The organism is Delftia sp. DLF01 (assembly GCF_014852125.1).
Lineage (GTDB): Bacteria > Pseudomonadota > Gammaproteobacteria > Burkholderiales > Burkholderiaceae_C > Comamonas > Comamonas acidovorans.
This window is the reverse complement of sequence record NZ_JACVAZ010000001.1, coordinates 399212-425121: the sequence shown is the minus strand read 5'-3', so window position 1 is coordinate 425121 and position 25910 is coordinate 399212. Positions and strand designations below refer to the sequence as shown.

Sequence of the window (25910 nt, the reverse complement as noted above, 5' to 3'; positions counted from 1 at the left end):
CGGCCCGTGCATCCATTGTTGCGTCATGCCCTCAATGCTTCCCTTTCTGTGGCCCCGAAGGCGCCTGCACCGGATCACGGCGGCGCTGGGCGCGGCCGCGCTGCTGGCGGCCAGCGGCTGCTCCGTGCTGGACACCAAGCAGCGCGAATGGATCTTCCAGCCCAGCGACCGCAGCTGGCCCGGCGCCAACACGGCCGGCATGGAAGATGTCTGGATCGACATGCCAGCGCAGGACGGCGCCCGCCTGCATGCGCTGTGGCTGCCCCAGCCGGCCACGGCCAGCAACGCCCCCGTGCTGCTGTACCTGCATGGCGCGCGCTGGAACGTTGCCGGCTCCTCGCCGCGCATCCGGCGGCTGCACGAACTGGGCTTTTCGGTGCTGGCCATCGACTACCGGGGCTTTGGCAAGAGCAGCGCCGGCCTGCCGTCCGAGGAATCGGCCGCCGAGGACGCACGCGCAGGCTGGGACTGGCTGGGCCGGCACGCTCCGGACCGGCCGCGCTTCATCTTCGGCCATTCACTGGGCGGTGCCATCGCCATCGACCTGGCGCGCAGCGTCCAGGATGAGGCCGGCGTCATGGTCGAGGCCACCTTCACCAGCATTCCCGATGTGGTCCGCAGCTTCCGCTGGGGCTGGCTGCCCGTGGGGCCGCTGATCACGCAGCGCTTTGCCTCCATCGACAAGGTGGCCGGCATAGGCTCGCCGCTGCTGGTCGTGCACGGCAGCGCCGATCCGCTGATCCCCGCCACGCTGGGCCGCCAGCTGTTCGACGCGGCCAGCGAGCCCAAGCGCTTCGTGCTCATCGAAGGCGGCAACCACCACAACACCCAGTCGCGCGCCATGGAGCAATACCGGCAGGCGCTGGACGAGCTGTTCGGGCTGCGCCTGCTCGCACAGGCGCCCACAGCGCCAGCAAGCCCGCGCTGAGCGGCGCAGCCTGCGCCGCCTTCCGCGCTACGGGCAGCTTGCCGCGTTCTGCGAGATCACGGCGCGCAACTGCCGCGTGGTGGTGCTGTCATCCGGGCCCAGCGTGTTGCGCGTGTAGCGGCAGCCATAGGTGGACGCGGCCACCGTGGCGGCCGTCTGCACATCGTCACCGCCCGGCTTGGCGCCGCCCTGCTCCCACTGCACCATGGCATCGAAGGCTTCCACCTGTTCGGCCACGGTGAAGTCGCAGTGCGATGCGCCGCGGATGGCGCGCTGCACCAGCCACTGGCTCCGGCCCTTGTCGGCCACGCGGCGCTGGTAGATCTGCTCCATGCTGAAGGGCACATACAGATCGCCCAGCGTATGCAGGGTCACCACGGGGATGTTGATATCGCCGGAAGTCACGGGAATCCAGCGCAGGCCGTCGCGGCGCGGCCGGTTGGCATCGGGCGCGGCCGTGCGCTTTTGCGCGGCGGCATTGAGCGCGGCCGAGGCCGCGGCATCCCCGTCGATGCGGTAGGTGAAGCGGTTGGTATCGGCCACGTTGCGGTTCAGGATGCCGTTGACCGAGCCGTCGCTGCCGAACACGCCCCAGACCGGCGCGAACGAGCCGCCCACGGCCACGCCCAGATCGAACAGCGGGCGCGGGCCACCCGTGAGGTTCTGGATGACCGACAGATAGGCGCGCCCCGTCGCGGTGGGAGCCGACGGAAAGGTGGTGAACAGGGCCGAGGTCACCTGGCCCTGGATGGCGGCCCACTCGGTGACAGGGCGCTGGGCCACGCCGGCCATGGCCTGCGCGGTGACCTGGGCCGCGGCGAAGTAGTCGAACAGTTCGGTATCTCCCGTCACGCCGCACATGGGCACGGCGCCCTGGTAGCGCACCTTGTTCCTCGCGGTGGCCTGGGCCTCGGCCTCGATGGCCGCCGCCGTGACATGGCCGCCCATGGAATGGCCGGTGATGTACAGGCGCTGCGGCTGCGCCAGCGGCCGGCCGTGGGATGCGGCCAGGCGGTTGAAGGCCAGCGCCAGCGCATTCGTGTCCTCCACGCCGGCGCGCACGTCGTAGTAGTTCTTGCTGTAGCTGGACGCCGCCCAGGCATAGCCGTTCTGGATCAGGTACCGGCGTATGGACGGATTGGTGACGTTGAGCGCACTGCCCTCACCCGCATAGCCGTGGGCATACATCACCAGGCGGCCATTCCAGTTGGCCGGCACCTCGATGCGGTAGGCCGCGCCTTCCAGCACACCGGCCCAGCGGCTGGTGCTGGCGTTGTCGACCACATCGCCCGAAGCGGCGGCCAGCGCGTCGAAGCTGGTGGCCGAAGGATTGGCCGGCGCAAAGCTGCGGCTGTCCTGTGCCCGCGTCTCCTCGGGCGCATCACCGTCCCCCCCGCCGCAGGCCGCAAGGCCCGTGGCCGCCAGCAGACCGAGATACTTCCAACGATTCCAACGCAGGGCTCGCATAAGACTGTCTCCTTGGGATGAAGGTGTTGAGGGAAACGCGCGCAAAAAATCAGGTTCAAGCGGGATTGCCGACGCAGCCTATGCCAGACAACTGGCCCGCCATGCGGGTAGGAACCCGCAAGCAGGGGCTGCCGGCTGTCACCCAGATGACTGTCGCCTTGCGCTAACATCCGCGCTTGCGGTGCAGGCCGCACCCGGACCTGCGGGAAGGGTTGAACCCACCTGTATGCGCCTTCCGGCGTTTTTCTCTTGCCACATGCCTTTGTGCGCCAAGCTGCAGGTCATTGGCCTTCGTGCACGGAGGTATCCCTGTGAAACGCATTCCCGCCCGGCCCGACATGGGCCATCTCAAGAAACAGGCCAAGCAACTGCTGGCCGCCTATCGCGCAGGCTCGGCCCAGGCCATGGAGTCCTTGCGCTCCCACCTGCCAGCAGCCAAAGGCCTTGCCGATGAGGCGCTCGCCGCCAAGGACCTGCGGCTGCACGACGCCCAGTCCTGCGTGGCGCGCGAGCACGGTTTCGCTTCATGGAGCGAGCTGTCAGGCTACGTCGAGGCATGCCAGCGCCTGGCGGCGGACCCCGAGAAATCCCGGCTGCACTGGCTGGCCCTGGTCTATGCCGGCGATGTGGCGGGCGGCACGCACCGCGCGCAGCCCGCGCTGGCCCGGCGCCTGCTGGACGAGCTGCCGGAACTTGCGGGCAGTGATGGCAGTGATCCCTGGGTGGCCTGCGCCACCGGCAATCTGGCCGTGCTGCGCGAGGCCGGGCGCAGCGACCCCGGCTGGCTTCGCCGTGCAGGCGGGCCGTTGGCGCTGCTGCCGCTGATGGCCGTCACCCATTCCTGCCTGCTGCGCCTGCCTGAATTCACCGAGCACCTGCACGCATGCGCGCGCTGGCTGCTGGACGCGGGCGCCGACCCGCTGCAGACCATAGGCAACCGCTGGCCACCCTCTTCGCTGCAGTCCCCCTCCGATACCGAGCGGCTGTCGGCCCTCTATGGCGCAGCAGGCCAGAACCATGATGCGCAACTGACGCAGATGCTGCTACAGGCCGGCGCCGACCCCAACGACGGCGAATCGCTCTACCACTCGCTGGAAGGCACGCCCGCCAGCCGCGAATGCACGCGGCTGCTGCTGCAAGCCGGCGCACGCGTGGACGGCAGCAATGCCCTGTTCCGCGTGCTGGACCTGGACGATGTGCAGGCCCTGCGCCTGCTGCTGGACCACGGCGCCGATCCGAACGAGGACAACGGCCAGGGCGAATGGGGCCGCCCGCTGCTGTGGGCCATCCGCCGGCGCCGCTCGCCCGCCCATGTGCAGGCGCTGCTGGATGCCGGCGCCGATCCGTCGGTCCGCACGCCGCAGGGCCTGAGTGCCGCTGCACTGGCGCGGCGCTTTGGCCTGGCCGACGTGGCCGCCCTGCTGGAACAGGCGGCGGGCAGCGAGCCCACCACGCCGCAGGAGCAGCTCCTGGCCGCCTGCGCCGTGGGCGACGCAGCACAGGCCCGCCGTCTTGCCGCAGCCCACCCCGGGCTGCTCGAGGGCCTGGCGCCCGAACAACTGCGCATGCTGCCCGAACTGGCGGCCCTGGGCTGCATGGACGCCGTGCGCTGCATGGTGGAACTGGGCTGGCCCATCGCCGCGCGCGGCGGCGACTGGGATGCATCCGCACTGAACCAGGCCGTGTTCCGTGGCGATGCCGCCATGGCGCGCTTCCTGCTGGAGCACGGCGCACAGTGGACCGAACGCCACGCCTATGGCGACAACTGCGCAGGCACCCTGTGCTGGGCATCGCTGAACCGGCCCGAATCCACGGAACCCGGCGGTGGCGACTGGCTGGGCTGCGCCCAGGCCCTCATCGACCATGGCATGCCCCTGGCCAGGCCCGACCCCGAGGCGCCCGGCTGCGTGCTCATCGACGGAAGCCGGCAGCGGTATCCGGAGGAGATCGCGGATCTGCTGCTGGGGGTGGCTGCCGGCTGAAGGCCCTCAGTCCCGGCTGGCCTGCCAGCGCCGCAGCACGAAACCCGCCCACAGCGCCGTGAACACGGCCGCGCCAAAGACCCAGCCCGACAGCGCGCCCGCCATGCTGCCCGACAGCAGCGTGCCGATGGTGCAGCCCAGCCCCGTCATGGCGCCCCATCCCAGCAAGGCGCCACCGGCCAGGCCGCGTGCCGCATCGCGCCAGGTGGGGCGGCGCGGCGTCCACTGGCGGCTGGCCACGGCAGCGCCCCAGGCACCGGCCACCAGGCCCAGCAGCAGCACGGCATGGGGGGTAAGCAGGCTGTTGAGTACGGCCGTGGCGCATCCGCCCAGGGTGTCCAGGCCGTGCAGGCGCTCGGGCACCCAGCCGCCCGCCTGGGCCCAGCCGCGCACGGTGCTGCCCAGCGTGGTGGTCACGCCCAGCGGCCGCATGCGCACGATGGCGGCGGCCGCGATCAGGCCCACGGCCAGGCCGCCCAGAGCGGCATTCCAGCGGCCTTGCCACAGCGACAGCCACAGCTGGCGCAGGCCCGGTGGCTGCGCCGGTTCTGCCGCAGGCCGGGGCTGTGCGCGGCCCGAGCGCCCATGAATGCGCCAGACCCAGGCCGCCAGCAGGCCCAGCACGGCCAGTTGCAGCGCCAGCGCGCCGCCATAGCCCAGATGGGCCGGCAGCCAGATGACGGGCGCATCGGCAATGGCCAGGCTGTACAGCGGGTTCCAGCTGCGAAACCCCAGCACGAAGCCCAGGCCCGTGCCGACCAGGGCAAACGGCGCCACGGGCGAGCCCTCGCCCAGCCGATACCAGTGGGCGCTGATGCACGAGCCCGAGACCGACATGCCCGCGCCAAAGGCCAGGCCCGCAAGGACCAGCACCCAGCTCACGGGACCTATGTGCATGTCGGGCGGCAACTGGCCCGGCTGGGGCACGGCCACCCAGCTGCCCAGCACCACGGTCATGCCCGCCGATCCCACGGCCAGCGCCAGCAGGATGGAGAGCACGCCGCGCGGGTCGCCGAACTCGAACCAGTCGCGCGCATGGCAGTAAAAGCAAAAGCGCGAGCGCTGCAGCACCAGCCCCAGCAGCAGGCCCAGCGCCAGCGCAAAGACCAGGGTGCGCCCGCCGCCTTGCAGCTGCAGTTGCACCGCCACAGGCCAGGCTGCGGCCAGCACGGCGGCCAAGGGCAGCCATCTGGTCCAGTCCCTTGCCCTGTGCCTGCCATTCACGTTCTGCGTGTGCTCACCGGTCACGCTTGTCATTCCTGCCCCCTTTGTTGCCATCCCACGCATAAAAAAAGGGGCCCGCAGTCTGCGGGCCCCAAAGGAGCCGAGCTTTTGCCAAAGCCACTCGTCACCACCCCTGATCCGTCAAACCAAGAGCACCGACACCCCTCGCCCGGCCCCCGCCTTCAAGACAGGTTGATCGACTGCAGGATCATTTCGCGGCCCAGACCGTGCCGGCCGGGTTGTTGATCGGCACACCCACGGAGTTGCCGTATTCGGTCCACGAGCCGTCGTAGTTGCGCACCTGGTAGCCCAGGATCTTGGACAGCGCAAACCAGGTGTGGCTGGAGCGCTCGCCAATGCGGCAGTAGGTGATGACGGGCTTGCTGCCGTCGATGCCCACGCCCGCATAGAGCTTCTTGAGTTCTTCGGCGGACTTGAAGCTGCCGTCCTCGCGCACGGCCTGGCCCCAGGGCACGTTGACGGCGCCGGGGATGTGGCCGGCGCGGATGGCCAGCTCCGGCACGCCGGCCGGGGCGAAGACCTTGCCCTGGTATTCGTCGGCCGAGCGGATGTCGACGAGCTTGGCGTCGCTGCGTCCCTCGGCCGAGGCCAGCGCATCGGTCAGGCGCGCGCGCAGCGCGGTGTTGACCTTGCCCACGCGGTAGGTGGTGGCCGCATATTCCGGGGCGCGGTTGTTGAGGGGGCGGTTCTCGGCCTCCCACTTCTTGCGGCCGCCGTCCAGCAGCTTGACGTTCTGCACGCCATAGATGTCGAAGACCCAGGCCCCCCAGGCCGCGAACCAGTTGTTGGTATCGCCGTACAGCACGACCGTGTTGCCTTCCTTCACGCCGGCCTGGGACAGCAGCTTCTCGAACTGCTCCTTGCCCACGATGTCGCGGCGCACCTTGTCATTGAGGTCGTTGTGCCAAGAGAAGTTGACGGCCCCCGGCACATGGGAGCGTTCGTACAGGCCGGGGTTGACGCTGACCTCGACGATGCGCACATCGGCGCGGTTGAGGTTGGCCGCCAGCCATTCGGTGCTGACCAGCGGGCCTTCGGGCACAGGCGCATTGGCATGGGCCGCACCACCGACCAGGGCCACGCCCCACAGCAGGGTGCACGCCCCCTGGCGCAGCGCGGCGGGAAGGGAGGAGAAAGCGGTCAGCGTTGCCATTGCGGTCCTTTGTTCACAGTTGCGTTGATCGGGTTGATTCCTCTGCAATGCAATGTAGGCAGGGCCCGGCCGGTTCCCAACTGCGCAATCCGCAGATGGATATGCACCGCCCGAACATGGACAGCGACACCCCTTGTTCTCTGCTACCCTCGGTCGCCTATGTCAGCGCCCCTGTCTCCCGCCGCCGCGCAAGCGCAGCCGGCCATGTCCCCCGTCCTGGTCGTCGTCCTGCTCGGCCTGCTGCTGGGACTGCAGCCGCTGGCCACCGACCTGTACCTGCCGGCCCTGCCGTCGATACAGGCGGCCTTCTCCACCCAGGTGTCCCAGGTGCAGCTCACGCTGACGGCGTTCCTGCTGGCCTTCGGCTGCTCGCAGCTGGCCTGGGGGCCGCTGTCCGACCGCTTCGGGCGCCGGCCCATCCTGCTGGCGGGCATGTCCATCTACGTGCTGGCCGCGCTGGGCAGCGCCAGTGCCGAGACCATGGAGTCGCTGATCGCCTGGCGCGCGCTGCAGGGGGCATCGCTGGGCGCCGGCGTGATGTGTGCACGCGCCATGGTGCGCGACCTGTTCGCGCCGCACCTGGGCGCCCAGGTCATGTCCAAGGCGCTGACCGGGCTGGGCGTGATCGCCTTCCTGAGCCCCGTCAGCGGCAGCCTGCTGGTGGATTCGCTGGGCTGGCGCTCGACCATGCTGGCCCAGGCCGTGATGGGCGCGCTGGCCCTGCTGCTGGTGGCCCTGCGCTTCACGGAGACACTGGCCCGCACCAATCCCACGGCGCTGCAGCCGCTGGCCCTGGCGCGCAACTGGATCACCATCGTGCGCCACCCGGGATTCCAGTCCTACCAGTTGCTGACCTGCTGCACCTATGCGGCCCTGTTCACCAACCTGGCCGCATCTTCCTTCACCTATATCCATGTGCTGGGCGTGAGCCGCACGGGGTACGGCCTGCTGATGGGCAGCAACGCGCTGTGCTACATCGCGGGCACCTTCCTGTGCCGCTGGCTGCTGCAGCGCATGGATGTGCGGCGCGCCGTGCAGATTGCCGGGCTGGCAAGCCTGCTTTCGGCCACGGCCATCGGCATTGCGGCGCTGGCCGATGCGCGCAGCCTCTGGGCCTATGCCCTGCCCTTCTATATCTTCCAGATCGCCCATGGCGTGCACATGCCCTGCGGCCAGAGCAATGCCATCGCGCCCTTCCCGCAGTCGGCGGGCACGGCCTCGGCGCTCAACGGCTTCACCATGATGCTCATCGCCTTTGCCATGGGACACTGGCTGGGCCTGCACCTGGACGGCCAGTCCACCCGGCCCATGGCCTTCGGCATCTGGTTCTGGGGCGTGTGCACGGCCCTGGTCGCCTGGGGGCTGGTGCGCCGCCATGGCCGAGTCGATGGCCACCGCTGATTCCACTTTCCTGCGTTCCCGTTTCTCGAATGTCCACCGCTTCCACGCTCCCCTGCCTGGCCATCGCCGGCCCCACCGCTTCCGGCAAGACCGCTGCCGCCCTGGCCCTGGCCAGGCTGCTGGCCGAACGCGGCCAGGCCGCAGAAATCATCAGCGTGGACTCGGCCCTGGTCTATCGCGGCATGGACATCGGCACGGCCAAGCCCACGCCCGAAGAACTGGCTGCCTGCCCCCATCACCTGATCGATATCCGCGACCCGCTGCAGGCCTACAGTGCGGCCGAGTTCGTGCAGGACACGCAGCGCCTGGTGGCCGAGATCCGCGCGCGCGGCGCCCTGCCGCTGCTGGTGGGCGGCACCATGCTGTATTTCAAGGCCCTGCAGGATGGCATTGACGACATGCCGGCCGCCGACCCCGCCGTGCGCGAGCGGCTGGACGCACAGGCCGCGCAGATCGGCTGGCCCGCCATGCATGCGCTGCTGGCCCAGGTCGATCCCGCCACGGCCGCGCGTCTGGCGCCGGCCGACAGCCAGCGCATACAGCGCGCGCTGGAGGTCTGGCATGTGTCGGGCAAGCCGCTGTCCAGCTTTCATACGCGCAGTGGCAAGAATGCCGAACAGGGACTGGTCAGCCCCGGCGGTTTCTTCTCGCTGGAGCCGCAGGACCGCGCCTGGCTGCATGCACGCATCGCCCAGCGCTTCGACGCCATGCTGAGCGCCGGCTTCATCGACGAAGTGCAGCAACTGCGCGCGCGCGGCGACCTGCACCTGGACCTGCCCTCCATCCGCTGCGTGGGCTACCGCCAGGCCTGGGAATCGCTGGACGGCCTGTACTCCATGAACTCGCTGCGCGAACGCGGCATTGCCGCCACGCGCCAGCTGGCCAAGCGCCAGATCACCTGGCTGCGCAGCATGCCCGCCCGCCATGCCATTGCCTGCGATGCGCCCGATGCCCTGCAGCAACTGCTGCAGGCAGCGATGGCCGTGGTGGCCGCAGCAACCCAGGCCCGCAACGGCTGAACAGGAAACCGCCTTCATGACTGCCGCGCCCCGGGACAACACGCCACTGACTCAGCCGCCGCTGCTTCAGGTCCAGGGCCTGGCGCGGCGCTACCGCAACGACGGCGGCACGGAAACCGCCGTCTTCGAGAACGTGGACTGCAGCGTGGCGCGCGGCGAGTTCGTGGCCATCGTGGGTGACTCGGGCGTGGGCAAGTCCACCTTTCTCAACTGCCTGGCCGGGCTCGATGAGTGGCAGCAGGGCCGCGTGCTGCACGAAGGCCAGGACCTGTCGGCCCTGGATGAAACCGGCCGCGCACTGTGGCGGCGCAGCCATGTGGGCTTCGTGTTCCAGGCCTTCCATGTACTGCCCCATCTGGATGTCTGGCACAACGTGGCCCTGCCGCTGATGCTGCTGCAGCGGCTGGATGCGGCGGGCCGCCAGCGCGTGCAGCAACTGCTGCAGGCCGTCGGGCTGCAGGGGCTGGAGCAGCGCCTGCCCTGGCAGCTCAGCGGCGGCCAGCTGCAGCGCGTGGCCATTGCACGCGCCCTGGTCCACGGACCGGCCCTGCTGCTGGCCGACGAGCCCACCGGCAACCTGGACCCCGGCACGGCCGCACAGGTCATGGAACTGCTGCTGCAGCAGACCCGGGAACACCAGGCCGCCCTGGTGCTGGTCACGCACTCCATCGAGGCCGCGCGCCGTGCCGACCGCGTGCTGCGCCTGACCGCACAGGGCATGCAGCCCGCCTAGCGCCAAAGATTGCCCGCCCATGCTCGCCCTGCTTCGCACCTTTTCCTGGCAGGAGCTGCGCCAGCATCCCTGGCGCACGGCCACCGCCCTGGTGGCCATCATGCTGGGCGTGGCGCTGGGCTTTGCCGTGCATGTGATCAACCAGTCCGCGCTCGATGAGTTCTCGCGCGCCGTGCGCACGGTCAGCGGCCAGCCGGACCTGGAACTGCGTGCCATGCAGGGCGGCCTGCCCGAATCGCTGTTTGGCCATGTTGCGCAGCAGCCCCAGGTCAGCCTGGCCGCACCCTGGATCGAAGCCACGGCCCTGGCCGGCACCGCCACGCCGGTGCAGTTGCGCGTGCTGGGCGGCGATGCGCTGCGGCTGGCGCCCGTGGCGCCTGCGCTCATGCCCCGGCTGTTCGATGGCGGCGGGCGGCTGGACCTGTTCGCGCCCGATGCGGTCTTCCTCAATGCAACGGCACTCGAAGCCCTGGGCCTGACGCCGGAGCAGGCTCGGCACACGCCCCTGCCATGGCAACTCGGCGGGCGCGCGCAGACCCTGCGCATCGCGGGCACGGTGGCCGCATCCGGCCCGCCGCTGGCCGTGATGGACATCGGCGCGCTGCAGGACAGCCTGCAGCGCTGGGGCCAGGTGGACCGCATCGATGTGCTGCTGGCCGAAGGCGCCACGCGCGAGTCCCTGCTGGCCGAGCTGCGCCGCCTGCCCGACTGGCCCGCCCAGGCCCTGGCCAGCCGCCCCGGCGACGACCAGCAGCGAATTGCCGAGATGTCGCGCGCCTACCGCGTCAACCTCACGGTGCTGGCCCTGGTGGCGCTGTTCACGGGGGCGTTCCTGGTGTTCTCGGTGCTGGCGCTCAGCGTGGCCCAGCGCGCGCCGCAGTTCGCCCTGCTGGCCGTGCTGGGACTGACGCCTCGCCAGCGCCTAGGCCTGGTGCTGCTGGAATCGCTGCTGCTGGGTATTGTGGGCAGCGCGGCCGGCATTGCACTGGGCGCGGGCCTGGCCTGGCTGGCCCTGCACCTGCTGGGCGGTGACCTGGGCGGCGGCTACTTTGCCGGCGTGCAGCCCGCGCTGCAGTGGAGCGCCGGCGCCGCGCTGACCTTTGGACTGCTCGGCGTGGCCGCCACCGTGGCTGGCGGCTGGTGGCCGGCGCGCCAGGCCATGGAGTTGCCGCCCGCCGCCACGCTCAAGGGCCAGGGCGCGGGCTCCGAACGCGCGGCGCGCGGCCTGCCGGCCCTGCTGCTGATGGCAGCCAGCGTGGCCCTGGCCTTTGTGCCGCCCGTGGCCGGCATTCCCCTGGCCGCCTATGCCGCCGTGGCCCTGCTGCTGCTGGGCGGCATGGCCGCCCTGCCCTGGTTGCTGGGCCAGCTGTTGCGCCTGGTGCCGCAATCGCTGCTGCGCCAGCCGCTGGCCCTGCTGCCCGTGGAGCGTGCGCGGCGCATGCGCCGCAGCACCACCGTGGCCGTGGGCGGCGTGGTGGCCAGCCTGAGCCTGGCCGTGGCGCTGACCGTGATGGTGGCCAGCTTCAGGGACAGCATGATCGCCTGGCTGGACGCCGTGCTGCCCGCCCCGCTGTACCTGCGCACCGCCGGCAGCGCAGGCCGTGCCGATGCCGCGCCCCTGCCTGCCGATCTGGCCGCGCGCATTGCCGCCCTGCCTGGCGTGCAGCGCGCCCAGCCCATGCGCAGCACCAGCCTGTGGCTCAGCCCGGATCGCCCCGCCGTCAGCCTGCTGCTGCGTCCGCTGCATGGCCCCCAGGGCCAGCAGTTGCCGTGGATACAAGGCCCCGTGCAAGCGCCCGCTGGCAGCACGCCCGTCTATGTCAGTGAAGCCGTGGCCCAGCTGTACGGCGTGCGGCCCGGCCAGGAGTGGCCGCTGCTGGCCCAGGCCCTGCCGTCCGAAGATTCCCGCGTGTTTGTGGCCGGCATCTGGCGCGACTATGTGCGCCAGTTCGGCGCCATCGCCATGGACTGGGACGACTACCAACGGCTTGCCGACGGCAGCGCCACCACGGCAGGCCCCACCGAAATCGCCATCTGGCCGGACGGCGACGACACAGCCACGGCGCAGCAGCTTCAGGCGCGCATCCAGTCCCTGCTGACCGGGCCGGGCGCCGCGCAGGCACTGGAGTTCGCCAGCAGCGGCGCGCTGCGCGAGCGCTCCATGCGCATCTTCGACCGCAGCTTTGCCGTGACCTACTGGCTACAGGCCGTGGCCATCGGCATCGGCCTGTTCGGCATTGCCGCCAGCTTCAGCGCCCAGGTTCTGGCGCGGCGCAAGGAATTCGGCCTGCTGGCCCACCTGGGCCTGACGCGGCGCGACATCCTGGCCGTGGTGGCTGGCGAGGGCATGGCCTGGACCACGGCGGGCGCCATCGCCGGCAGCCTGCTGGGCCTGGGCGTGGCCGTGATCCTGGTGCACGTGGTGAATCCGCAAAGCTTTCACTGGACCATGGAGCTGTCCCTGCCGTGGTCCCGCCTTTTGGCGCTGGCTGCCAGCGTGATCGCAGCAGGCACGCTGACGGCCTGGCTGGCCGGGCGTGCGGCTGCAGGGCGCGAGGCAGTGCTGGCGGTCAAGGAGGATTGGTAAACCCCATCCCTCCGCGCAAACCGATAGCTTGCTAAAAATGAAAACGCATAATCAATTGTTAATTTTTCTTACAAGAGAATCATTTTCTATCTGATCATTTGCCCGACTTCGGCAGGAGCGCTTCCCATCTACAGGAGCGCCCTGCCTCAACAAAACAGCAGGCGCACCACCGCCTGTACTCGGGAGATCGGACTCATGGCAGGTTTCGGAAAACGTTGGGCGGCGTCGCTGGCCCTGGGCGCGGCAATGTGCGGCTCGGCCTGGGGGCAGATTGTTTTTCCTCCAGGCTCCGGCATCGATCTGGCTGGCGGTTCGTTCAATTCGTTTTGCGTCCCCGTTTCGATGGGCGGGGAACTGGCCCTGGGCACGGGCACCTTCGATTCGGGGTCCTTTGCCTTTGACGCGGGCTCCACGGTGACCGGCACGGGCGGCCAGCTCAACATCGGCGGCGACCTGACGAGCGCGGCGGCACTGAATCTCGGCACCAGCAGCGTTGTGCTTTCAGACACCTGTGCACCCGGAACGACCCTGACACTCAGCGGCAATATCGTCGTGAAGGATCTGACACTGATCAGCACCGGCCCGACACCCCCGACCATCGTTCTTCCCGCAGGTACCAACCTCACCGTGCTGGGCACGCTCACGCTGGGCTCTCCCGGCAAGCCGGTGGTGCTGGCCTCGTCCGGTCCCGGCACTGCCGTGGTCACGCTGGGCCCCTTGGCCACAGTGTCCAACCCCAGCGGAAGCGGGATCCCTGGCAACGTGCAGATTGGCGCACCGGTGGTGGTGGCTCCAGCCAGCATCCCCACGCTCAGCACCTACGGGCTGATGCTGATGAGCCTGCTGCTCGGCGGCATGGCCCTGCACCGCCAGCGCCGCAACACACGCATCTGAGGAGCGGACATGCACCAGAACCGTCTCCCTGTCCCGGCCCTGCTGCTTGCGATGTTTGCGGGCGCAGGCCTGCACACCTCCGCAGCACTCGCGGCCGATGTCTCCATCACCCTGCCAGCCAATGGCGATTTCGTGATCAAGAACTCCGTGGGCGCCGAGCGCCTGCGCGTGCAGCGTACCGGCGAGGTACTGGTGCCGGCCTTGCCGGCCGATACGGCCACCAGCAACCAGTTGCTGTGTTTTGATGGCGTCTCTGGTCAGCTCACGCATTGCGCGGCGGGCGTGGGTGGAGGTGCCACGGGAGCGACAGGCGCCACGGGGGCCACAGGTTCGACAGGTGCCATCGGCCCTGCAGGCGCCACGGGAGTCACAGGCGCAGCCGGTCCCACCGGCCCCACTGGGGCCACCGGCATCACGGGTGCCACAGGCCCCACGGGTGCCGGAGTCACAGGGCCGACCGGTCCGCAGGGGGTTCAGGGCCTTATCGGAGTTACCGGCCCCACAGGGGCGGGGGTGGCGGGTCCCACGGGTCCCCAAGGCATCCAGGGCGTGCAAGGTGTCACGGGCGCCACAGGCAATACGGGCTCCACCGGAGCGACCGGCCCAGCAGGCGGGGGCGGTGTCACGCTGAGGGACAGCGGCGGCGCAGCACTGGGTACGGTGGTCGGCCTCGCTACCACCAACTACAGCACAATCAGCGTGCTCACCTCGACCTTCCATCTCGTCAAGTTCCGCCCCGAAGGCGGCTATCAGAACGACACCAACCTGCTCTTTGCCAGCACCGATTGCACGGGACAGCCGTACCTGGCGTCACTCAACTCGACGCAGCTGTATCCGCGCTTTGCCAGGACGCTGGTGTATGCGAAGAATGCCGGCAAATTCTATGTACTGGGTGGAGCAGACGCCAATGGCGTGGTGCAGGCCAAGACGCAGTTGAGCCTGGGCATCAACGGCACCATCCAATCGGCTGAAGATTATTCGACAGGCGCCTGCATAGCCTCATCTTCTCCCCAGACCGTCTTCCCGCTCGTCGAGACACCGCTCACCAGCATGGGTCTGCCTGCCACTATCTCCTGGCCCTTGCAGTTCTCGTCGCCCTGAGCAACAGCCACTTCCTTCCAAGCTGGCACCAGCAACGCTGGTGCCAGCCTTCTGCGCGTATCCATCCAAGCATCTCCTGAACCATGGACCGCTGCACTTCGCTCATTCCTCCCCGTCCTTTCTGGACCCTGTGCATCAGCGCAGGCATCTTCCGCCTCGCAGGTTCCACGATGCCGGCCAGCCCAGCCGTGGGCCGTGGATTGGCGGGAGCCATCGGTTTACACCAGCCCACAGGCGGCTGATCAGACATGGCCGACTCCATCGCACCAGCACGGCCCGGCACGCGCCCACGCATCTGCCTGAACATGATCGTCAAGAACGAGGCCCCGGTGATCGCGCGTTGCCTGGCCTCGGTCAGGCCCTGGGTGGACTACTGGGTGATCGTAGACACGGGTTCCAGCGACGGCACGCAGGACCTGGTGCGCCAGTGCATGGAGGGCGTGCCCGGCAGCCTGCATGAGCGGCCCTGGGTGGACTTTGCCCACAACCGCAACGAGGCGCTGGAGCTGGCGCGGCCGCACGGCGACTACCTGCTGTTCATCGATGCCGACGAGCAGCTGCGCGTGCCCGAAGGCTTTGCATGGCCGGCGCTGGAGGCGGACGGCTGCATGCTGTCCTGCCACATGGCGGGCACCGAATACCAGCGCAATGCGCTGATCGCCACGCGCGTGGACTGGCGCTGGGAGGGCGTGCTGCACGAGTACCTGACCGCCCCGGCGCACCAGCCCTGGCAGATGCTGGCCGGGCCGTTCATCGATGTCTCGCACGACGGCGCGCGGGCGCGTGATCCGCAGACCTACCTGCGCGACATCGCCGTGCTCGAGAAGGCCGTGCGCGAGCAGCCCGGCAACACGCGCAACGTGTTCTATCTGGCGCAAAGCCACCGCGATGCGGGCCAGATCGAGTCCAGCCTGCATTGGTACCGGCAGCGCGCCGCCATGGGCGGCTGGGCCGAGGAGCAGTGGTTTGCTCTGTTCCAGATCGGCGTGCTGCTGGAGCGCTCGGGCGCCGAGCCGGCCGCCGTGCGCGAGGCCTATCTCACCGCCTATGCCGCGCGACCACAGCGGGCCGAGCCCCTGTGCGAGCTGGCGCGCTACCACCGCGAGCGGTCCGAGTTCGCCCTGGCCTGCCTCTATGCGCGCCAGGCCGCCGCGCTGCCGCGCCCGGCCGAGGACATCCTGTTCATCGACGCCCAGGTCTATGCCTGGCGCGCGCTGGACGAGCTGGCCGTCAGCGCCTTCTACACACCGCTGCGCGACCTGGGCCGCGCCGCGCTGCAGCAGTTGCTGGCCGAACGCCGCTACCCCGCCAGCGAGCAGGCCCGCATCGAGGCCAACCGCCCGTTCTACGGCCTGTAGCCGCGTGGGCAGGGCAGCCTGCGACAATGGCCGCCATGCCGCACACCACCTCTTCCTGGCTGCATGAGGCCATCAACCGCATCGAGGCCGATTACCAGCGCAGTGCCGACACGCACCTGATCCCGCTGCCCCTGCCCGGCTTTGCCGGCCTGGGGATCGACCTCTACCTCAAGGACGAATCCACCCATCCCACGGGCAGCCTCAAGCACCGGCTGGCGCGCTCGCTGTTTCTCTATGCGCTGTGCAATGGCTGGGTGCATGAGGGCTCGACCATCGTCGAGGCATCGAGCGGCTCCACGGCCGTGAGCGAGGCGTATTTCGCGCGCCTGCTGGGCCTGCCCTTCGTGGCCGTGATGCCGCGCAGCACCTCGGCCGAGAAGATTGCGCTGATCGAGTTCTACGGCGGCCGCTGCCATCTCGTGGACAGCGCAGGCCAGGTCTACGACGAGGCACGCGCCGTGGCCGCGCAGACCGGCGGCCACTACATGGACCAGTTCACCTATGCCGAGCGCGCCACAGACTGGCGTGGCAACAACAATATTGCGGAGAGCATGTTCACCCAGATGCGGCGCGAGCGCCATGCCGTGCCGCGCTGGATCGTGGTGGGCGCGGGCACGGGCGGCACCAGCGCCACCATTGGCCGCTACGTGCGTTTCCAGCGCCATGCCACGGGCATCTGCGTGGCCGACCCCGAGGGCTCGGTGTTCGCCGCCTACCACCGCACGGGCGATGCCACCCTCACCGCGCCGGGCTCGCGCATCGAAGGCATAGGCCGCCCGCGCGTGGAGCCCAGCTTTGTGCGCACCCTGGTGGACCGCATGGAGGAGGTGGCGGACTGCGATTCCCTGGCCGCCATGCGCAGCCTGTCCGCACTGCTGGGCCGGCGCGTGGGGCCGTCCACGGGCACCAACTACGTGGCCATGCTCAGGCTGGCCAGCGAGATGCGCCAGCGCGGAGAGCAGGGCTCCATCCTCTCGCTGCTGTGCGATGCGGGCGAGCGCTACCTGCCCACCTACCATGATGCGGACTGGGTGATGCAGCGCATCGGCGACTGCGGGCCGGCCCAGGCGCGCATCGCGCAGTTGCAAAGCTGATCCATGATGCCCCTGCCCCGCCGCCATCTGCTGGGCCTGGCTGCCGGCCTGGGCCTGGGGGCGGCAGGACTGCCCGCCCGGGCACTGCCGCCACGCACGCTGGTCTTCCCGCGCGACCATGGCAGCCACCCCGGGCTGCGCACCGAGTGGTGGTACATCACCGGCCAGGCACGCGCGGCGGGCCGGGCCTGGGGTTTCCAGATCACCTTCTTCCGATCCCGCGTACAGGCCACGCAGGAGCTGCGCTCCGCCTTTGCGGCGCGCCAGTTGCTGTTTGCCCATGCGGCGCTGTGCGATGTGCAGGGCGCCCGCCTGCACCACGACCAGCGCATCGCGCGCGCAGGCTTTGGCATTGCCCAGGCCAGCGAGGCCGATGCCGACGTGCGGCTGCAGGACTGGTCGCTGCAGCGCACCGATGAAGGCCCTGCCGAACGCTACACCACCCGCATACGCAGCACCGCATTCGCACTGGACCTGCGCTTCGAAACACGCGAGCACCCGCTGCTGCAGGGCCGCGCCGGCCTGTCGCGCAAGGGGCCGGAACCCGATCAGGCCAGCTACTACTACAGCCGCCCGCAACTGCAGGTGAGCGGCACGCTGGAGCTGGCAGGCCAGCGCATGGAGATCGAAGCCGCGCGCGAACCCGGTGACAACCGCGCCTGGCTGGACCATGAATGGAGCCAGGCCCTGATGCACCCCGAGGCCGTGGGCTGGGACTGGATAGGCATGAACCTGTTCGACGGCGGTGCACTCACGGCCTTCCGAGTACGCCGCAGCGATGGCAGCGCGCTGTGGGCCGGAGGCTCGCTGCGCGGCGCCGATGGCAAGGTACAGGTCTTCGCCCACGATGCCGTTCGGTTCACACCGCTGCGCCACTGGAGCAGCCCCGCCAGCGGCGCGCGCTACCCCGTGCAATGGCAGGTGGACACGCCCGCTGGCCGCTTCACCGTGAACGCCCTGGTCGATGACCAGGAGCTGGACAGCAGCGCCTCCACCGGCGCCATCTACTGGGAGGGCCTGTGCAGCCTCCAAAAGCCCACCGGCCCGGGCCAGGAGGCGCGAGCCGGTCAGGGATACCTGGAGATGACGGGCTACGCCCGGCCGCTGCAGTTGTAGCTATGGCAGTCAAGAGCATGGGCACGTAGCCCACCCCCTTGAAACCCTCCCAACCCGGCTCTCAAGGAGTACGCTTTTTCTGCAGCCAGGCGATCAGCTCGCCCATGATGCCCTTGCGGAACAGCAGCACGCAGACCACGAAGATCAGGCCGGTGACGATGGTCACCGACTCGCCCAGCGTGGAGAACCACTCCACGCCCGTGAGGCGCTGCAGGAAGCTGCCGAACTCGCCGATCTTGTTCTCCAGCATGACCACCACGGCCGAGCCCAGGATGGGGCCGGACAGCGTGCCCAGGCCGCCCATCAGCGTCATCAGGATCACGTGGCCGGAGGTGGTCCAGTGCACATCCGACAGCGTGGCAAAGCCCAGCACCACGGTCTTGAGCGAACCGGCCAGGCCCGTGAGCGCGGCCGAGATCACGAAGGCCAGCAGCTTGAAGCGCGCCACGTCATAGCCCAGCGAGGTTGCGCGCGGCTCGTTCTCCTTGATGGCCTTGAGCACCTGGCCGAAGGGCGAGTGGATGGTGCGCACGATCAGCAGGAAGGCCAGGACCACGATGACCAGCGTGACGTAGTACATGGTCAGGTCGCTGGTCAGGTCGATGAGGCCGAACAGCTTGCCGCGCGGTACGCCCTGCAGTCCGTCCTCGCCGCCCGTGAAGGGCGCCTGCAGGCACACGAAGAACAGCATCTGGGCCAGCGCCAACGTGATCATCGAGAAATAAATGCCCTGGCGGCGGATGGCCAGCCAGCCGAAGATCAGCCCCAGCAGCGCGCCGCCGGCCGTGCCGGCCAGCATGGCCAGCTCGGGCGTGAAGCCCCAGCCCTTGATGGCGTAGCCCGTCACATAGGCCGCGCCGCCCAGGAAGGCCGCGTGGCCGAAGGACAGCAGGCCCGTGTAGCCCAGCAGCAGGTTGAAGGCCGAGGCGAACAGTGCGAAGCACATGAGCTTCATCACGAACACCGGGTAGGCACCCAACATGGGCGCCGCCAGCAGGCCCAGCAGCAGCAGGCCATAGCCCCAGGGGGCGATGCGTTGAACGAGAGTCTTGGATTTCATGTGGTCGGCCCCTTGTCCTCGTTCTTGTTATTTCTCTTTGCCGAACAGGCCGGCGGGGCGGATGAGCAAAACGATGACCATGATGAAGAACACCACGGTGGACGAAGCCTCGGGCCAGAAGACCTTGGTCAGGCCCTCGATCACGCCCAGGCCCAGGCCGGTGAGGATGGAGCCCATGATGGAGCCCATGCCCCCGATCACCACCACGGCGAAGACCACGATGATGAGGTTCTGCCCCATCAGCGGCGTGACCTGGTAGACGGGCGCCGCCAGCACGCCGGCAAACGCCGCCAGCGCCGCGCCGAAGGCATAGGTCAGCGTGATCATCACGGGCACGTTGACGCCGAAGGCCTCGACCAGGCGCGGGTTCTCGGTGCCGGCCCGCAGGTAGGCGCCGATGCGCGTCTTCTCGATCATGAACCAGGTGGCCACGCAGACCACGATGGAGGCCAGCACCACCCAGGCGCGGTAGTTGGGCAGGATCATGAAGCCCAGGTTGGTCGCGCCTTCCAGCAGCTCGGGCGTGTCGTAGCCCAGGCCCGAGACGCCGTAGACCGAGCGGAACAGGCCCTCGATCAGCAGCGACAGGCCCAGGGTCAGCAACAGGCCGTAGAGATGGTCGAGCTTGTAGATCCAGCGCAATAAAAAGCGCTCGATCAGCACGCCCAGCAGGCCCACCAGCAACGGCGACAGCACCAGCATCACCCAGTAGTTGATGTTGAAGTAGCTCATGGCCATCCAGGTGACCATGGCGCCCAGCATGAACAACGCGCCGTGGGCGAAGTTGATCACGTTGAGCAGGCCGAAGATCACCGCCAGCCCCAGGCTGAGGATGGCGTAGAACGAGCCGTTGACCAGCCCCAGAAGGAGCTGGCTCATCAGGCCTGGCAGGGAAACACCAAAGATTTCCATGGGATGCAGCTGTCGTGGTTGGCCGGGTGGCGGTTGGGGGTCAGTGGCGGCGCAGCGTTACTTCCACAGCGCGCACTTGGTCTCGGCCTTGGTGGTCCAGACCTGGTCGGCGGGCAGCGTGGCCACGACCTTCAGGTAGTCCCAGGGCTTCTTGGACTCGGCGGGCTTCTTGACCTCGACCAGGTACATGTCGTGGGCGAAGGTGCCATCGGGACGGATCGAGCCCTTGCCGTAGAAGTCGTCGATGGGCGTGCTCTTGAGGTAGGCCATGACCTTGTCGGCATCCGTGGACTTCACGGCCTGCACGGCCTTGAGGTAGCTGGTCACGGCCGAGTAGTCGGCAGCCTGGATGGAGGTGGGCATGCGCTTGGTCTTGGCGAAGAAGCGCTCGCCGAACTTGCGCGTGGCATCGTTCTGGTCCCAGTACCAGCTGGTGGTGAACTGCATGCCTTCGGTGTTCTTCAGGCCCAGGCTGTGGATGTCGGTCAGGAACACCAGCAGGCCCACGGTCTTCATGCTCTTGTTGATGCCGAATTCCTTGGCCGCCTTGATGGCGTTGATGGTGTCGCCACCGGCATTGGCCAAGCCCAGGATCTGGGCCTTGGAGGCCTGCGCCTGCAGCAGGAAGGACGAGAAGTCCGAGGCATTGAGCGGGTGCTTGACGCCGCCCACCACCTTGCCGCCCTTGGCCTTGATCACGGCCGTGGTGTCGTTCTCCAGCGCGTGGCCGAAGGCGTAGTCGGCCGTCAGGAAGAACCAGTCCTTGCCGCCGCGCTCGACCACGGCCGTACCCGTGCCCTTGGCCAGGGCCACGGTGTCATAGGCGTAGTGAACGGTGTAGGCGTTGCACTGCTCGTTGGTCAGTGCCGAGGAACCCGCGCCGCTGTTGAAGTGCACGCGCTTTTTCTCATTGGCCACCTGCGACACCGCCAGGGCCGTGCCCGAGTTGGTGCCGCTGAACACCAGCGAGATACCTTGCGTGTCCACCCACTCGCGCACCTTGGAGGCGGCGATGTCGGCCTTGTTCTGGTGGTCGGCGCTCAGCAGCTCGATGGGCTGGCCCAGCACCTTGCCGCCAAAGTCATCGATGGCCATCTGCATGGCGGTGACGGCGTTCTTGCCTTCCACGTCCGCATACAGGCTGGACATGTCGGTCACGAAGCCGATCTTCACCTTCTCCTGTGCCATGGCAAGCGGGCTGGCCAGGCCGGCCGCAGCCAGCATGCACGACAGTGCGGTCAGTTTTGCTTTCATTGGTGTCTCCTTCGCGTTGATGTCTTGGGTTTTTGTCACAGGGCCATGGCAGGAATGCAGCCGGCGAGCCCCAGGCGCCGGCCACGATGGATATCCGGGTCAAACGCCCAGCAGCTCGTTGAGCACGGGCATCTTGGCCTGCAGCTCGGACGCGCCGAAACGCTCGACCACATGGCCGTGCTCGACCACGTAGAAGCGGTCGGCCAGCGGCGCCGCGAAGTGGAAGTTCTGCTCCACCATGACCACGGTGTAGCCCTTGGTGCGCAGCATGGTGATCATCCGGGCCAGCGCCTGCACGATGACGGGTGCCAGGCCTTCCGAGATTTCGTCGAGCAGCAGCAGCCGCGCGCCCGTGCGCAGGATGCGCGCCACGGCCAGCATCTGCTGCTCGCCACCCGACAGGCGCGTGCCCTGGCTGTGGCGGCGCTCGGCCAGGTTGGGGAACATGGCGTAGATCTCATCCACGCTCATGCCCGGCTGGCCGGTCTTGAGCGGCGGCGGCAGCATCAGGTTCTCTTCGCACGAGAGGCTGGAGAAGATGCCGCGCTCTTCAGGGCAGTAGCCCACGCCCAGGTGGGCAATGCGGTGCGCGGGCAGGTGGATGGCCTCCACGCCATTGATCCGGATGGAGCCCTTGCGCGCGCCCGTCAGACCCATGATGGCGCGCAGCGTGGACGTGCGGCCCGCGCCGTTGCGCCCCAGCAGCGTGACCACCTCGCCGGGCTGGACCACCAGGTCCATGCCGTGCAGCACATGGGATTCGCCGTACCAGGCCTGCAGGCCCTTGATTTCCAATGCCGGTGCAGTCATCTCAATGCGCTCCCTGCAACTGGCCGTCGGTGGTGCCCATATACGCTTCCATCACTTGCGGGTTGCGCGAAACTTCCTCGTACGGCCCCTCGGCCAGCACGGCGCCGCGCTGCAGCACCGTGATGCGGTCGGCAATGGTGGAGATCACCTTCATGTTGTGCTCCACCATGAGAATCGTGCGGCCGGCCGAGACCTTCTTGATCAGCTGGGTCACGCGGTCCACGTCTTCGTGGCCCATGCCCTGCGTGGGTTCGTCCAGCAGCATCAGCTCGGGCTCCATGGCCAGCGTGGTGGCAATCTCCAGCGCGCGCTTGCGGCCATAGGGCAGGTTGACCGTGACCTCGTCGGCCAGATCCTGCAGGCCCACTTCGGCCAGCAACTGCATGGCGCGGTCATCGAGCTGCGACAGGCTCTTCTCGCTGCGCCAGAAATGGAACTCGGTGCCCAGCTTGCGCTGCAGGCCGATGCGCACGTTCTCCAGCAGCGTGCAATGCGGGAACACGGCCGAGATCTGGAAGGACCGGATCACGCCACGGCGCGCAATCTGCGCCGGTGCTTCCCGCGTGATGTCCTCGCCATTGAAACGGATGGTGCCGGAGGTGGGCTCCAGGAACTTGGTCAGCAGATTGAAGCAGGTGGTCTTGCCTGCGCCATTGGGGCCGATCAAGGCATGGATGGAGCCACGGCGCACCGAAAGGTCCACCTTGCTCACCGCCGTAAATCCCTTGAACTCTTTGGTCAGGTTCCGGGTTTCGAGAATAACGTCGCTCATGTGCGCTTCGCCTGCTCCGTTGATGCTGCCAGCCCCCAACGCGTCGCCAGAGGCTCTGGCGGGCGTTGTGCAGGGTCGGACGCATCGTAGGCTTGCCGACGTTGTGCACCGCAGCGGGAAAACGCCTACGTAGGTGCTCCTAAGCACAGGCCCTGCCCCGCACTGCAGCATGGCGCATCAAGCCTGGTCTTCGCAATCAATAGAAGCAACCACTCACACTTGAAATAATCAAGCACACACGGGGCTGTAAGGTGCCGCGGCGGCAGGCAGGGCCTAGGGTTCTCCAGCATCTAGGCCCAACGCGGCCCGCACGGAAGGCCAGAGCGCTTCCAAAGCGATAGCAAACTACCCTTTTTGCGACTTACAGGGCAGCGGCCAATGTCCGCTGCCTTACGGGAAACACCCAGGTCGGCAATCTCCCTGTGGCCTGCTCAGTCACTATGCGAAAAGCCGCGGATATGCTTGAGTTTGTCGCCTCTTCAATTGAAGGGCGACAAAGTCAGCCGAATCGCTACTCAATCAATAGCAACAAGCAAAGGCCTGGCCTGGAAATTGCCGATCCATTGCAATGGGCGCAATTGTCGTCGCCAAGACAGCACGTGCCAGTCGCCACTTACTGCAGCGTTTCCTTGCTGCCTTCGGGCAAGGCCAATGGAAGGACGGTAATGCCTTCATCCAGCAATTGCATGGCCTGCTCGGGACTGGCCTTGCCGCGGATGGCACGCTCGTCCGTCTCGCCGTAGTGCATGCGGCGGGCTTCATCGACAAAGCGCTCGCCCACGTCCTCGGTCTGCTGCGCCACCTGGCGCGACCATTTCAGCCAGGCGGCCTGCATGGCCTGCAGCTGCTCGCGCGCCTGGGGCGGCATGGACGGTGAGGGAACGGCTGCCGCACTGGCAGCCGAGGCGGCTGCAACAGGCTCAGCCGCTGCAGTCGGGGGCGTGGCTGCGGGCTTGGCGCCAAGATTGATGCGGGGGGCGCTCAGTCGCTTGGTGATGTCGCTGTGGCCGCAGACGGGGCACAGCACCAGCTGGCGCTGCAGCTGGCCCTGGAAATCATCTTCCGAGGCGAACCAGCCCTCGAACAGATGGCCGTGCGGGCAATGCAGGTCGAGCACTTTCATCACGCACCCCCACCCATGAGACAACCGGCACCGCAGCCTCAGCCGCGGCGGTGAATCAGGAAACGATAGACGAAACCGGGGAAGGCCAGCGTCAGGAACAACGCTCCCGTGACGGCATAGAACTCCCAGCCCTGGGGCGCGATCTGCCCCACGCGGCGCTCCAGGAGCAGCGCCACGCCGCCGACGATGAAGTACAGCAGCACCATCTCCAGCAGGCACATGGCCAGCGGCTTGCGCTGGGCGCGCAGCGGCCCCAGCTGAAGCCAGCGGGCGTTGAAGAAAGGCAAATTGGCTGCCACAAGGGCAGCCAATATCACGAGCCAGATCGAAGCGGTTTGCGACAAGCCGATGTCCTCACCGCGGAGCCCTGCGTGCAGGGCCCCGCATCGGGAAAGTGGATCAGGAAGCCAGGGCGCGCACGACGGCGTCGGCGCACAGGGCCATCAGGCCACCCGGCAGAAGGCCCAGCCCCAGCACCAGGGCGCCGTTGAGGGTCAGCACCACGCGCACGTCCAGCGAAGCGGAAACGCTGGTGGCGGTGATGGGTTCGTCAAAGTACATGACCTTGACGACGCGCAGGTAGTAGAAGGCGCCGATCAGCGACATGACCACGGCAAACACGGCCAGCGCGATGTACAGGCTGTGGCCCGATGCCACGAGCGCCTGCAGCACCGACAGCTTGGCGTAGAAGCCCACCAGGGGGGGGATACCGGCCATGGAGAACAGGCAGATCGCCATCACGCCGGCATACAGCGGGCTGCGCTGGTTGAGGCCGGCAAAGTCGGCGACCTCTTCGCTCTCGAAGCCTTCGCGGGCCAGCAGCTGGATCACGCCGAAGGCGGCCAGCGTGGTCAGCACGTAGGTCACCACGTAGAACATGGCCGAGCTGTAGGCGTTCTCGATGGTGGCCGGATCGACCTTGCCATCCACCACACCCGACATCAGGCCCAGCAGCACGAAGCCCATCTGCGAGATGGTCGAGTAGGCCAGCATGCGCTTGAGGTTGGTCTGCTGCAGGCCGGCCAGGTTGCCGACCAGCAGCGAGGCAATGGCAAGCACCGCCAGCATCTGCTGCCAGTCGATGGCCAGCGGCAGCAGGCCGTCCACCAGCAGGCGGATGACGATGGCGAAGGCGGCCAGCTTGGGCGCGCCACCGATCATGGTGGTGATGGCCGTGGGAGCGCCTTGGTAGACGTCGGGAACCCACATGTGGAAGGGAACCACGCCCAGCTTGAAGGCCAGGCCGGAGACCACGAAGACCAGGCCGAACACCAGCACCTGGTGCTTGATCTCGCCCGAGTTGATGGCCTTGAAGACCTGGCCAATGTCCAGCGAGCCGGTCGCTCCGTAGAGCATGGACATGCCGTACAGCAGGAAGCCGCTGGCCATGGCGCCGAGCACGAAGTACTTCATCGCGGCCTCGACCGACGCCGTGTGGTCGCGGCGCAGGGCCACCAGGGCGTAGCTGGACAGCGTCAGCAGCTCCAGGCCCAGGTAGATGACCAGGAAGTTGTTGCCCGAGATCATGATGAACATGCCCAGCAGCGCAAGCATGGCCAGCGTGAACAGCTCGCCGCCGCGCAGCATGTCGCGGTCGGCGGCGTAGGGGCGGCCGTAGACCAGGGTGACCATCATGGCCACGGTGGCGAAGCACTTGAGCCAGTTGCCCATGGCGTCGGAGACCACCATGTTGCCCCAGCCATAGAAGGTGTTGCCACTGGAGGCGTACATGCCTTGCAGCACGGCCACCACGCCCAGGGTCAGCAGCGTCAGAACATAGGTGCCCGTGCGGCGCGGGCTTTTGACGCCCAGGTCCACCAGGGCGATCACGCAGGCCATGACCAGGAGAAGGATCTCCGGATAGATGGCCAGCCAGCTGATGTTGTCAATCATCTCGATTC

General features: G+C 68.1%; 22 protein-coding genes. 11 read left to right on the top strand and 11 right to left on the bottom strand.

The annotated features are described in order from the left end of the window. Positions 1-25: 25 nt before the first annotated feature. Positions 26-928, top strand: coding sequence for an alpha/beta hydrolase (locus IB269_RS01925; protein ID WP_192366301.1), 903 nt, complete (start codon positions 26-28; stop codon positions 926-928). A gap of 27 nt (positions 929-955) precedes the next feature. Here IB269_RS01925 and IB269_RS01920 read toward each other — a convergent pair whose 3' ends face one another. Further along, positions 956-2395 carry an alpha/beta hydrolase gene (locus tag IB269_RS01920; RefSeq protein WP_192366300.1) on the bottom strand — a complete coding sequence of 480 codons (1440 nt, stop codon included), beginning with the start codon at positions 2393-2395 and terminating at the stop codon, positions 956-958. A 311-nt stretch (positions 2396-2706) separates the two neighbouring features. Here IB269_RS01920 and IB269_RS01915 point away from each other — a divergent pair, with 311 nt between their 5' ends. Continuing rightward, positions 2707-4377, top strand: a complete 1671-nt coding sequence (locus tag IB269_RS01915; protein ID WP_192366299.1) for an ankyrin repeat domain-containing protein — start codon at positions 2707-2709, stop codon at positions 4375-4377. Between the two features lie 6 nt (positions 4378-4383). On the opposite strand, the gene IB269_RS01910 is transcribed toward IB269_RS01915, so the two are convergent. Together IB269_RS01910 and IB269_RS01905 are read right to left on the bottom strand one after the other, a co-directional pair. Next, on the bottom strand, positions 4384-5634 hold the full coding sequence (locus tag IB269_RS01910) for a YeeE/YedE family protein (protein WP_192366298.1): 1251 nt from the start codon (positions 5632-5634) through the stop codon (positions 4384-4386). Positions 5635-5809: 175 nt separating this feature from the next. After that, positions 5810-6775, bottom strand: coding sequence for a sulfurtransferase (locus tag IB269_RS01905; RefSeq protein WP_034396528.1), 966 nt, complete (start codon positions 6773-6775; stop codon positions 5810-5812). A 204-nt stretch (positions 6776-6979) separates the two neighbouring features. Here IB269_RS01905 and IB269_RS01900 point away from each other — a divergent pair, with 204 nt between their 5' ends. The 9 genes from IB269_RS01900 to IB269_RS01860 all read left to right on the top strand — a co-directional run bounded on the left by IB269_RS01900 (position 6980) and on the right by IB269_RS01860 (position 18078). Then, the gene (locus IB269_RS01900) at positions 6980-8176 is read left to right on the top strand and encodes a multidrug effflux MFS transporter (protein ID WP_043795801.1); all 1197 of its coding nucleotides are present in this window, start codon (positions 6980-6982) and stop codon (positions 8174-8176) included. Between the two features lie 29 nt (positions 8177-8205). After that, on the top strand, positions 8206-9195 hold the full coding sequence (gene miaA / locus IB269_RS01895) for a tRNA (adenosine(37)-N6)-dimethylallyltransferase MiaA (RefSeq protein ID WP_192366297.1): 990 nt from the start codon (positions 8206-8208) through the stop codon (positions 9193-9195). A gap of 16 nt (positions 9196-9211) precedes the next feature. Continuing rightward, the gene (locus IB269_RS01890) at positions 9212-9928 is read left to right on the top strand and encodes an ABC transporter ATP-binding protein (RefSeq protein ID WP_013801071.1); all 717 of its coding nucleotides are present in this window, start codon (positions 9212-9214) and stop codon (positions 9926-9928) included. Between the two features lie 19 nt (positions 9929-9947). After that, a complete protein-coding gene (locus IB269_RS01885; protein WP_192366296.1) occupies positions 9948-12515 on the top strand; it encodes an FtsX-like permease family protein in 2568 nt (855 codons plus the stop codon). 195 nt (positions 12516-12710) lie between these two features. Next, positions 12711-13409 (top strand): IPTL-CTERM sorting domain-containing protein, encoded by a 699-nt coding sequence (locus tag IB269_RS01880; protein ID WP_063328094.1) that lies wholly within the window; start codon positions 12711-12713, stop codon positions 13407-13409. A 9-nt stretch (positions 13410-13418) separates the two neighbouring features. Further along, the gene (locus tag IB269_RS29240) at positions 13419-14510 is read left to right on the top strand and encodes a collagen-like protein (protein ID WP_217491970.1); all 1092 of its coding nucleotides are present in this window, start codon (positions 13419-13421) and stop codon (positions 14508-14510) included. Between the two features lie 248 nt (positions 14511-14758). Further along, the gene (locus IB269_RS01870; protein WP_192366295.1) at positions 14759-15868 is read left to right on the top strand and encodes a glycosyltransferase; all 1110 of its coding nucleotides are present in this window, start codon (positions 14759-14761) and stop codon (positions 15866-15868) included. Between the two features lie 26 nt (positions 15869-15894). Beyond that, positions 15895-16962, top strand: coding sequence for a PLP-dependent cysteine synthase family protein (locus IB269_RS01865; RefSeq protein ID WP_043819214.1), 1068 nt, complete (start codon positions 15895-15897; stop codon positions 16960-16962). A gap of 3 nt (positions 16963-16965) precedes the next feature. Continuing rightward, a complete protein-coding gene (locus tag IB269_RS01860; protein WP_192366294.1) occupies positions 16966-18078 on the top strand; it encodes a lipocalin-like domain-containing protein in 1113 nt (370 codons plus the stop codon). A gap of 61 nt (positions 18079-18139) precedes the next feature. Here the strand turns inward: IB269_RS01860 and IB269_RS01855 are convergent, their stop codons facing one another. The 8 genes from IB269_RS01855 to nuoN form a co-directional block, all read right to left on the bottom strand. Next, the gene (locus tag IB269_RS01855) at positions 18140-19138 is read right to left on the bottom strand and encodes a branched-chain amino acid ABC transporter permease (RefSeq protein WP_012206959.1); all 999 of its coding nucleotides are present in this window, start codon (positions 19136-19138) and stop codon (positions 18140-18142) included. Between the two features lie 27 nt (positions 19139-19165). Beyond that, positions 19166-20050, bottom strand: coding sequence for a branched-chain amino acid ABC transporter permease (locus IB269_RS01850; protein WP_012206960.1), 885 nt, complete (start codon positions 20048-20050; stop codon positions 19166-19168). A gap of 57 nt (positions 20051-20107) precedes the next feature. Continuing rightward, positions 20108-21304 (bottom strand): ABC transporter substrate-binding protein, encoded by a 1197-nt coding sequence (locus tag IB269_RS01845; protein WP_012206961.1) that lies wholly within the window; start codon positions 21302-21304, stop codon positions 20108-20110. 99 nt (positions 21305-21403) lie between these two features. Further along, positions 21404-22114 carry an ABC transporter ATP-binding protein gene (locus tag IB269_RS01840; protein WP_192366293.1) on the bottom strand — a complete coding sequence of 237 codons (711 nt, stop codon included), beginning with the start codon at positions 22112-22114 and terminating at the stop codon, positions 21404-21406. 1 nt (position 22115) lies between these two features. Further along, entirely contained in the window at positions 22116-22886 is a 771-nt protein-coding gene (locus IB269_RS01835) for an ABC transporter ATP-binding protein (protein ID WP_012206963.1), read from the bottom strand. 613 nt (positions 22887-23499) lie between these two features. Beyond that, complete coding sequence (locus tag IB269_RS01830) at positions 23500-24009, bottom strand: DUF1178 family protein (RefSeq protein ID WP_192366292.1); 510 nt, start codon at positions 24007-24009, stop codon at positions 23500-23502. Positions 24010-24047: 38 nt separating this feature from the next. Then, complete coding sequence (locus IB269_RS01825) at positions 24048-24353, bottom strand: DUF2818 family protein (protein WP_012206965.1); 306 nt, start codon at positions 24351-24353, stop codon at positions 24048-24050. A 55-nt stretch (positions 24354-24408) separates the two neighbouring features. Next, on the bottom strand, positions 24409-25902 hold the full coding sequence (gene nuoN / locus IB269_RS01820) for an NADH-quinone oxidoreductase subunit NuoN (RefSeq protein ID WP_012206966.1): 1494 nt from the start codon (positions 25900-25902) through the stop codon (positions 24409-24411). Positions 25903-25910: the final 8 nt, after the last annotated feature.

Coding starts and splice junctions, on each gene's coding strand:
- IB269_RS01925 (WP_192366301.1), top strand. CDS start 26: ATGCCCTCAATGCTTCCCTTTCTGTGGCCCCGAAGGCGCCTGCACCGG.
- IB269_RS01920 (WP_192366300.1), bottom strand. CDS start 2,395: ATGCGAGCCCTGCGTTGGAATCGTTGGAAGTATCTCGGTCTGCTGGCG.
- IB269_RS01910 (WP_192366298.1), bottom strand. CDS start 5,634: ATGACAAGCGTGACCGGTGAGCACACGCAGAACGTGAATGGCAGGCAC.
- IB269_RS01905 (WP_034396528.1), bottom strand. CDS start 6,775: ATGGCAACGCTGACCGCTTTCTCCTCCCTTCCCGCCGCGCTGCGCCAG.
- IB269_RS01900 (WP_043795801.1), top strand. CDS start 6,980: ATGTCCCCCGTCCTGGTCGTCGTCCTGCTCGGCCTGCTGCTGGGACTG.
- miaA (WP_192366297.1), top strand. CDS start 8,206: ATGTCCACCGCTTCCACGCTCCCCTGCCTGGCCATCGCCGGCCCCACC.
- IB269_RS01890 (WP_013801071.1), top strand. CDS start 9,212: ATGACTGCCGCGCCCCGGGACAACACGCCACTGACTCAGCCGCCGCTG.
- IB269_RS01885 (WP_192366296.1), top strand. CDS start 9,948: ATGCTCGCCCTGCTTCGCACCTTTTCCTGGCAGGAGCTGCGCCAGCAT.
- IB269_RS01880 (WP_063328094.1), top strand. CDS start 12,711: ATGGCAGGTTTCGGAAAACGTTGGGCGGCGTCGCTGGCCCTGGGCGCG.
- IB269_RS29240 (WP_217491970.1), top strand. CDS start 13,419: ATGCACCAGAACCGTCTCCCTGTCCCGGCCCTGCTGCTTGCGATGTTT.
- IB269_RS01870 (WP_192366295.1), top strand. CDS start 14,759: ATGGCCGACTCCATCGCACCAGCACGGCCCGGCACGCGCCCACGCATC.
- IB269_RS01865 (WP_043819214.1), top strand. CDS start 15,895: ATGGCCGCCATGCCGCACACCACCTCTTCCTGGCTGCATGAGGCCATC.
- IB269_RS01860 (WP_192366294.1), top strand. CDS start 16,966: ATGATGCCCCTGCCCCGCCGCCATCTGCTGGGCCTGGCTGCCGGCCTG.
- IB269_RS01855 (WP_012206959.1), bottom strand. CDS start 19,138: ATGAAATCCAAGACTCTCGTTCAACGCATCGCCCCCTGGGGCTATGGC.
- IB269_RS01850 (WP_012206960.1), bottom strand. CDS start 20,050: ATGGAAATCTTTGGTGTTTCCCTGCCAGGCCTGATGAGCCAGCTCCTT.
- IB269_RS01845 (WP_012206961.1), bottom strand. CDS start 21,304: ATGAAAGCAAAACTGACCGCACTGTCGTGCATGCTGGCTGCGGCCGGC.
- IB269_RS01840 (WP_192366293.1), bottom strand. CDS start 22,114: ATGACTGCACCGGCATTGGAAATCAAGGGCCTGCAGGCCTGGTACGGC.
- IB269_RS01835 (WP_012206963.1), bottom strand. CDS start 22,886: ATGAGCGACGTTATTCTCGAAACCCGGAACCTGACCAAAGAGTTCAAG.
- IB269_RS01830 (WP_192366292.1), bottom strand. CDS start 24,009: ATGAAAGTGCTCGACCTGCATTGCCCGCACGGCCATCTGTTCGAGGGC.
- nuoN (WP_012206966.1), bottom strand. CDS start 25,902: ATGATTGACAACATCAGCTGGCTGGCCATCTATCCGGAGATCCTTCTC.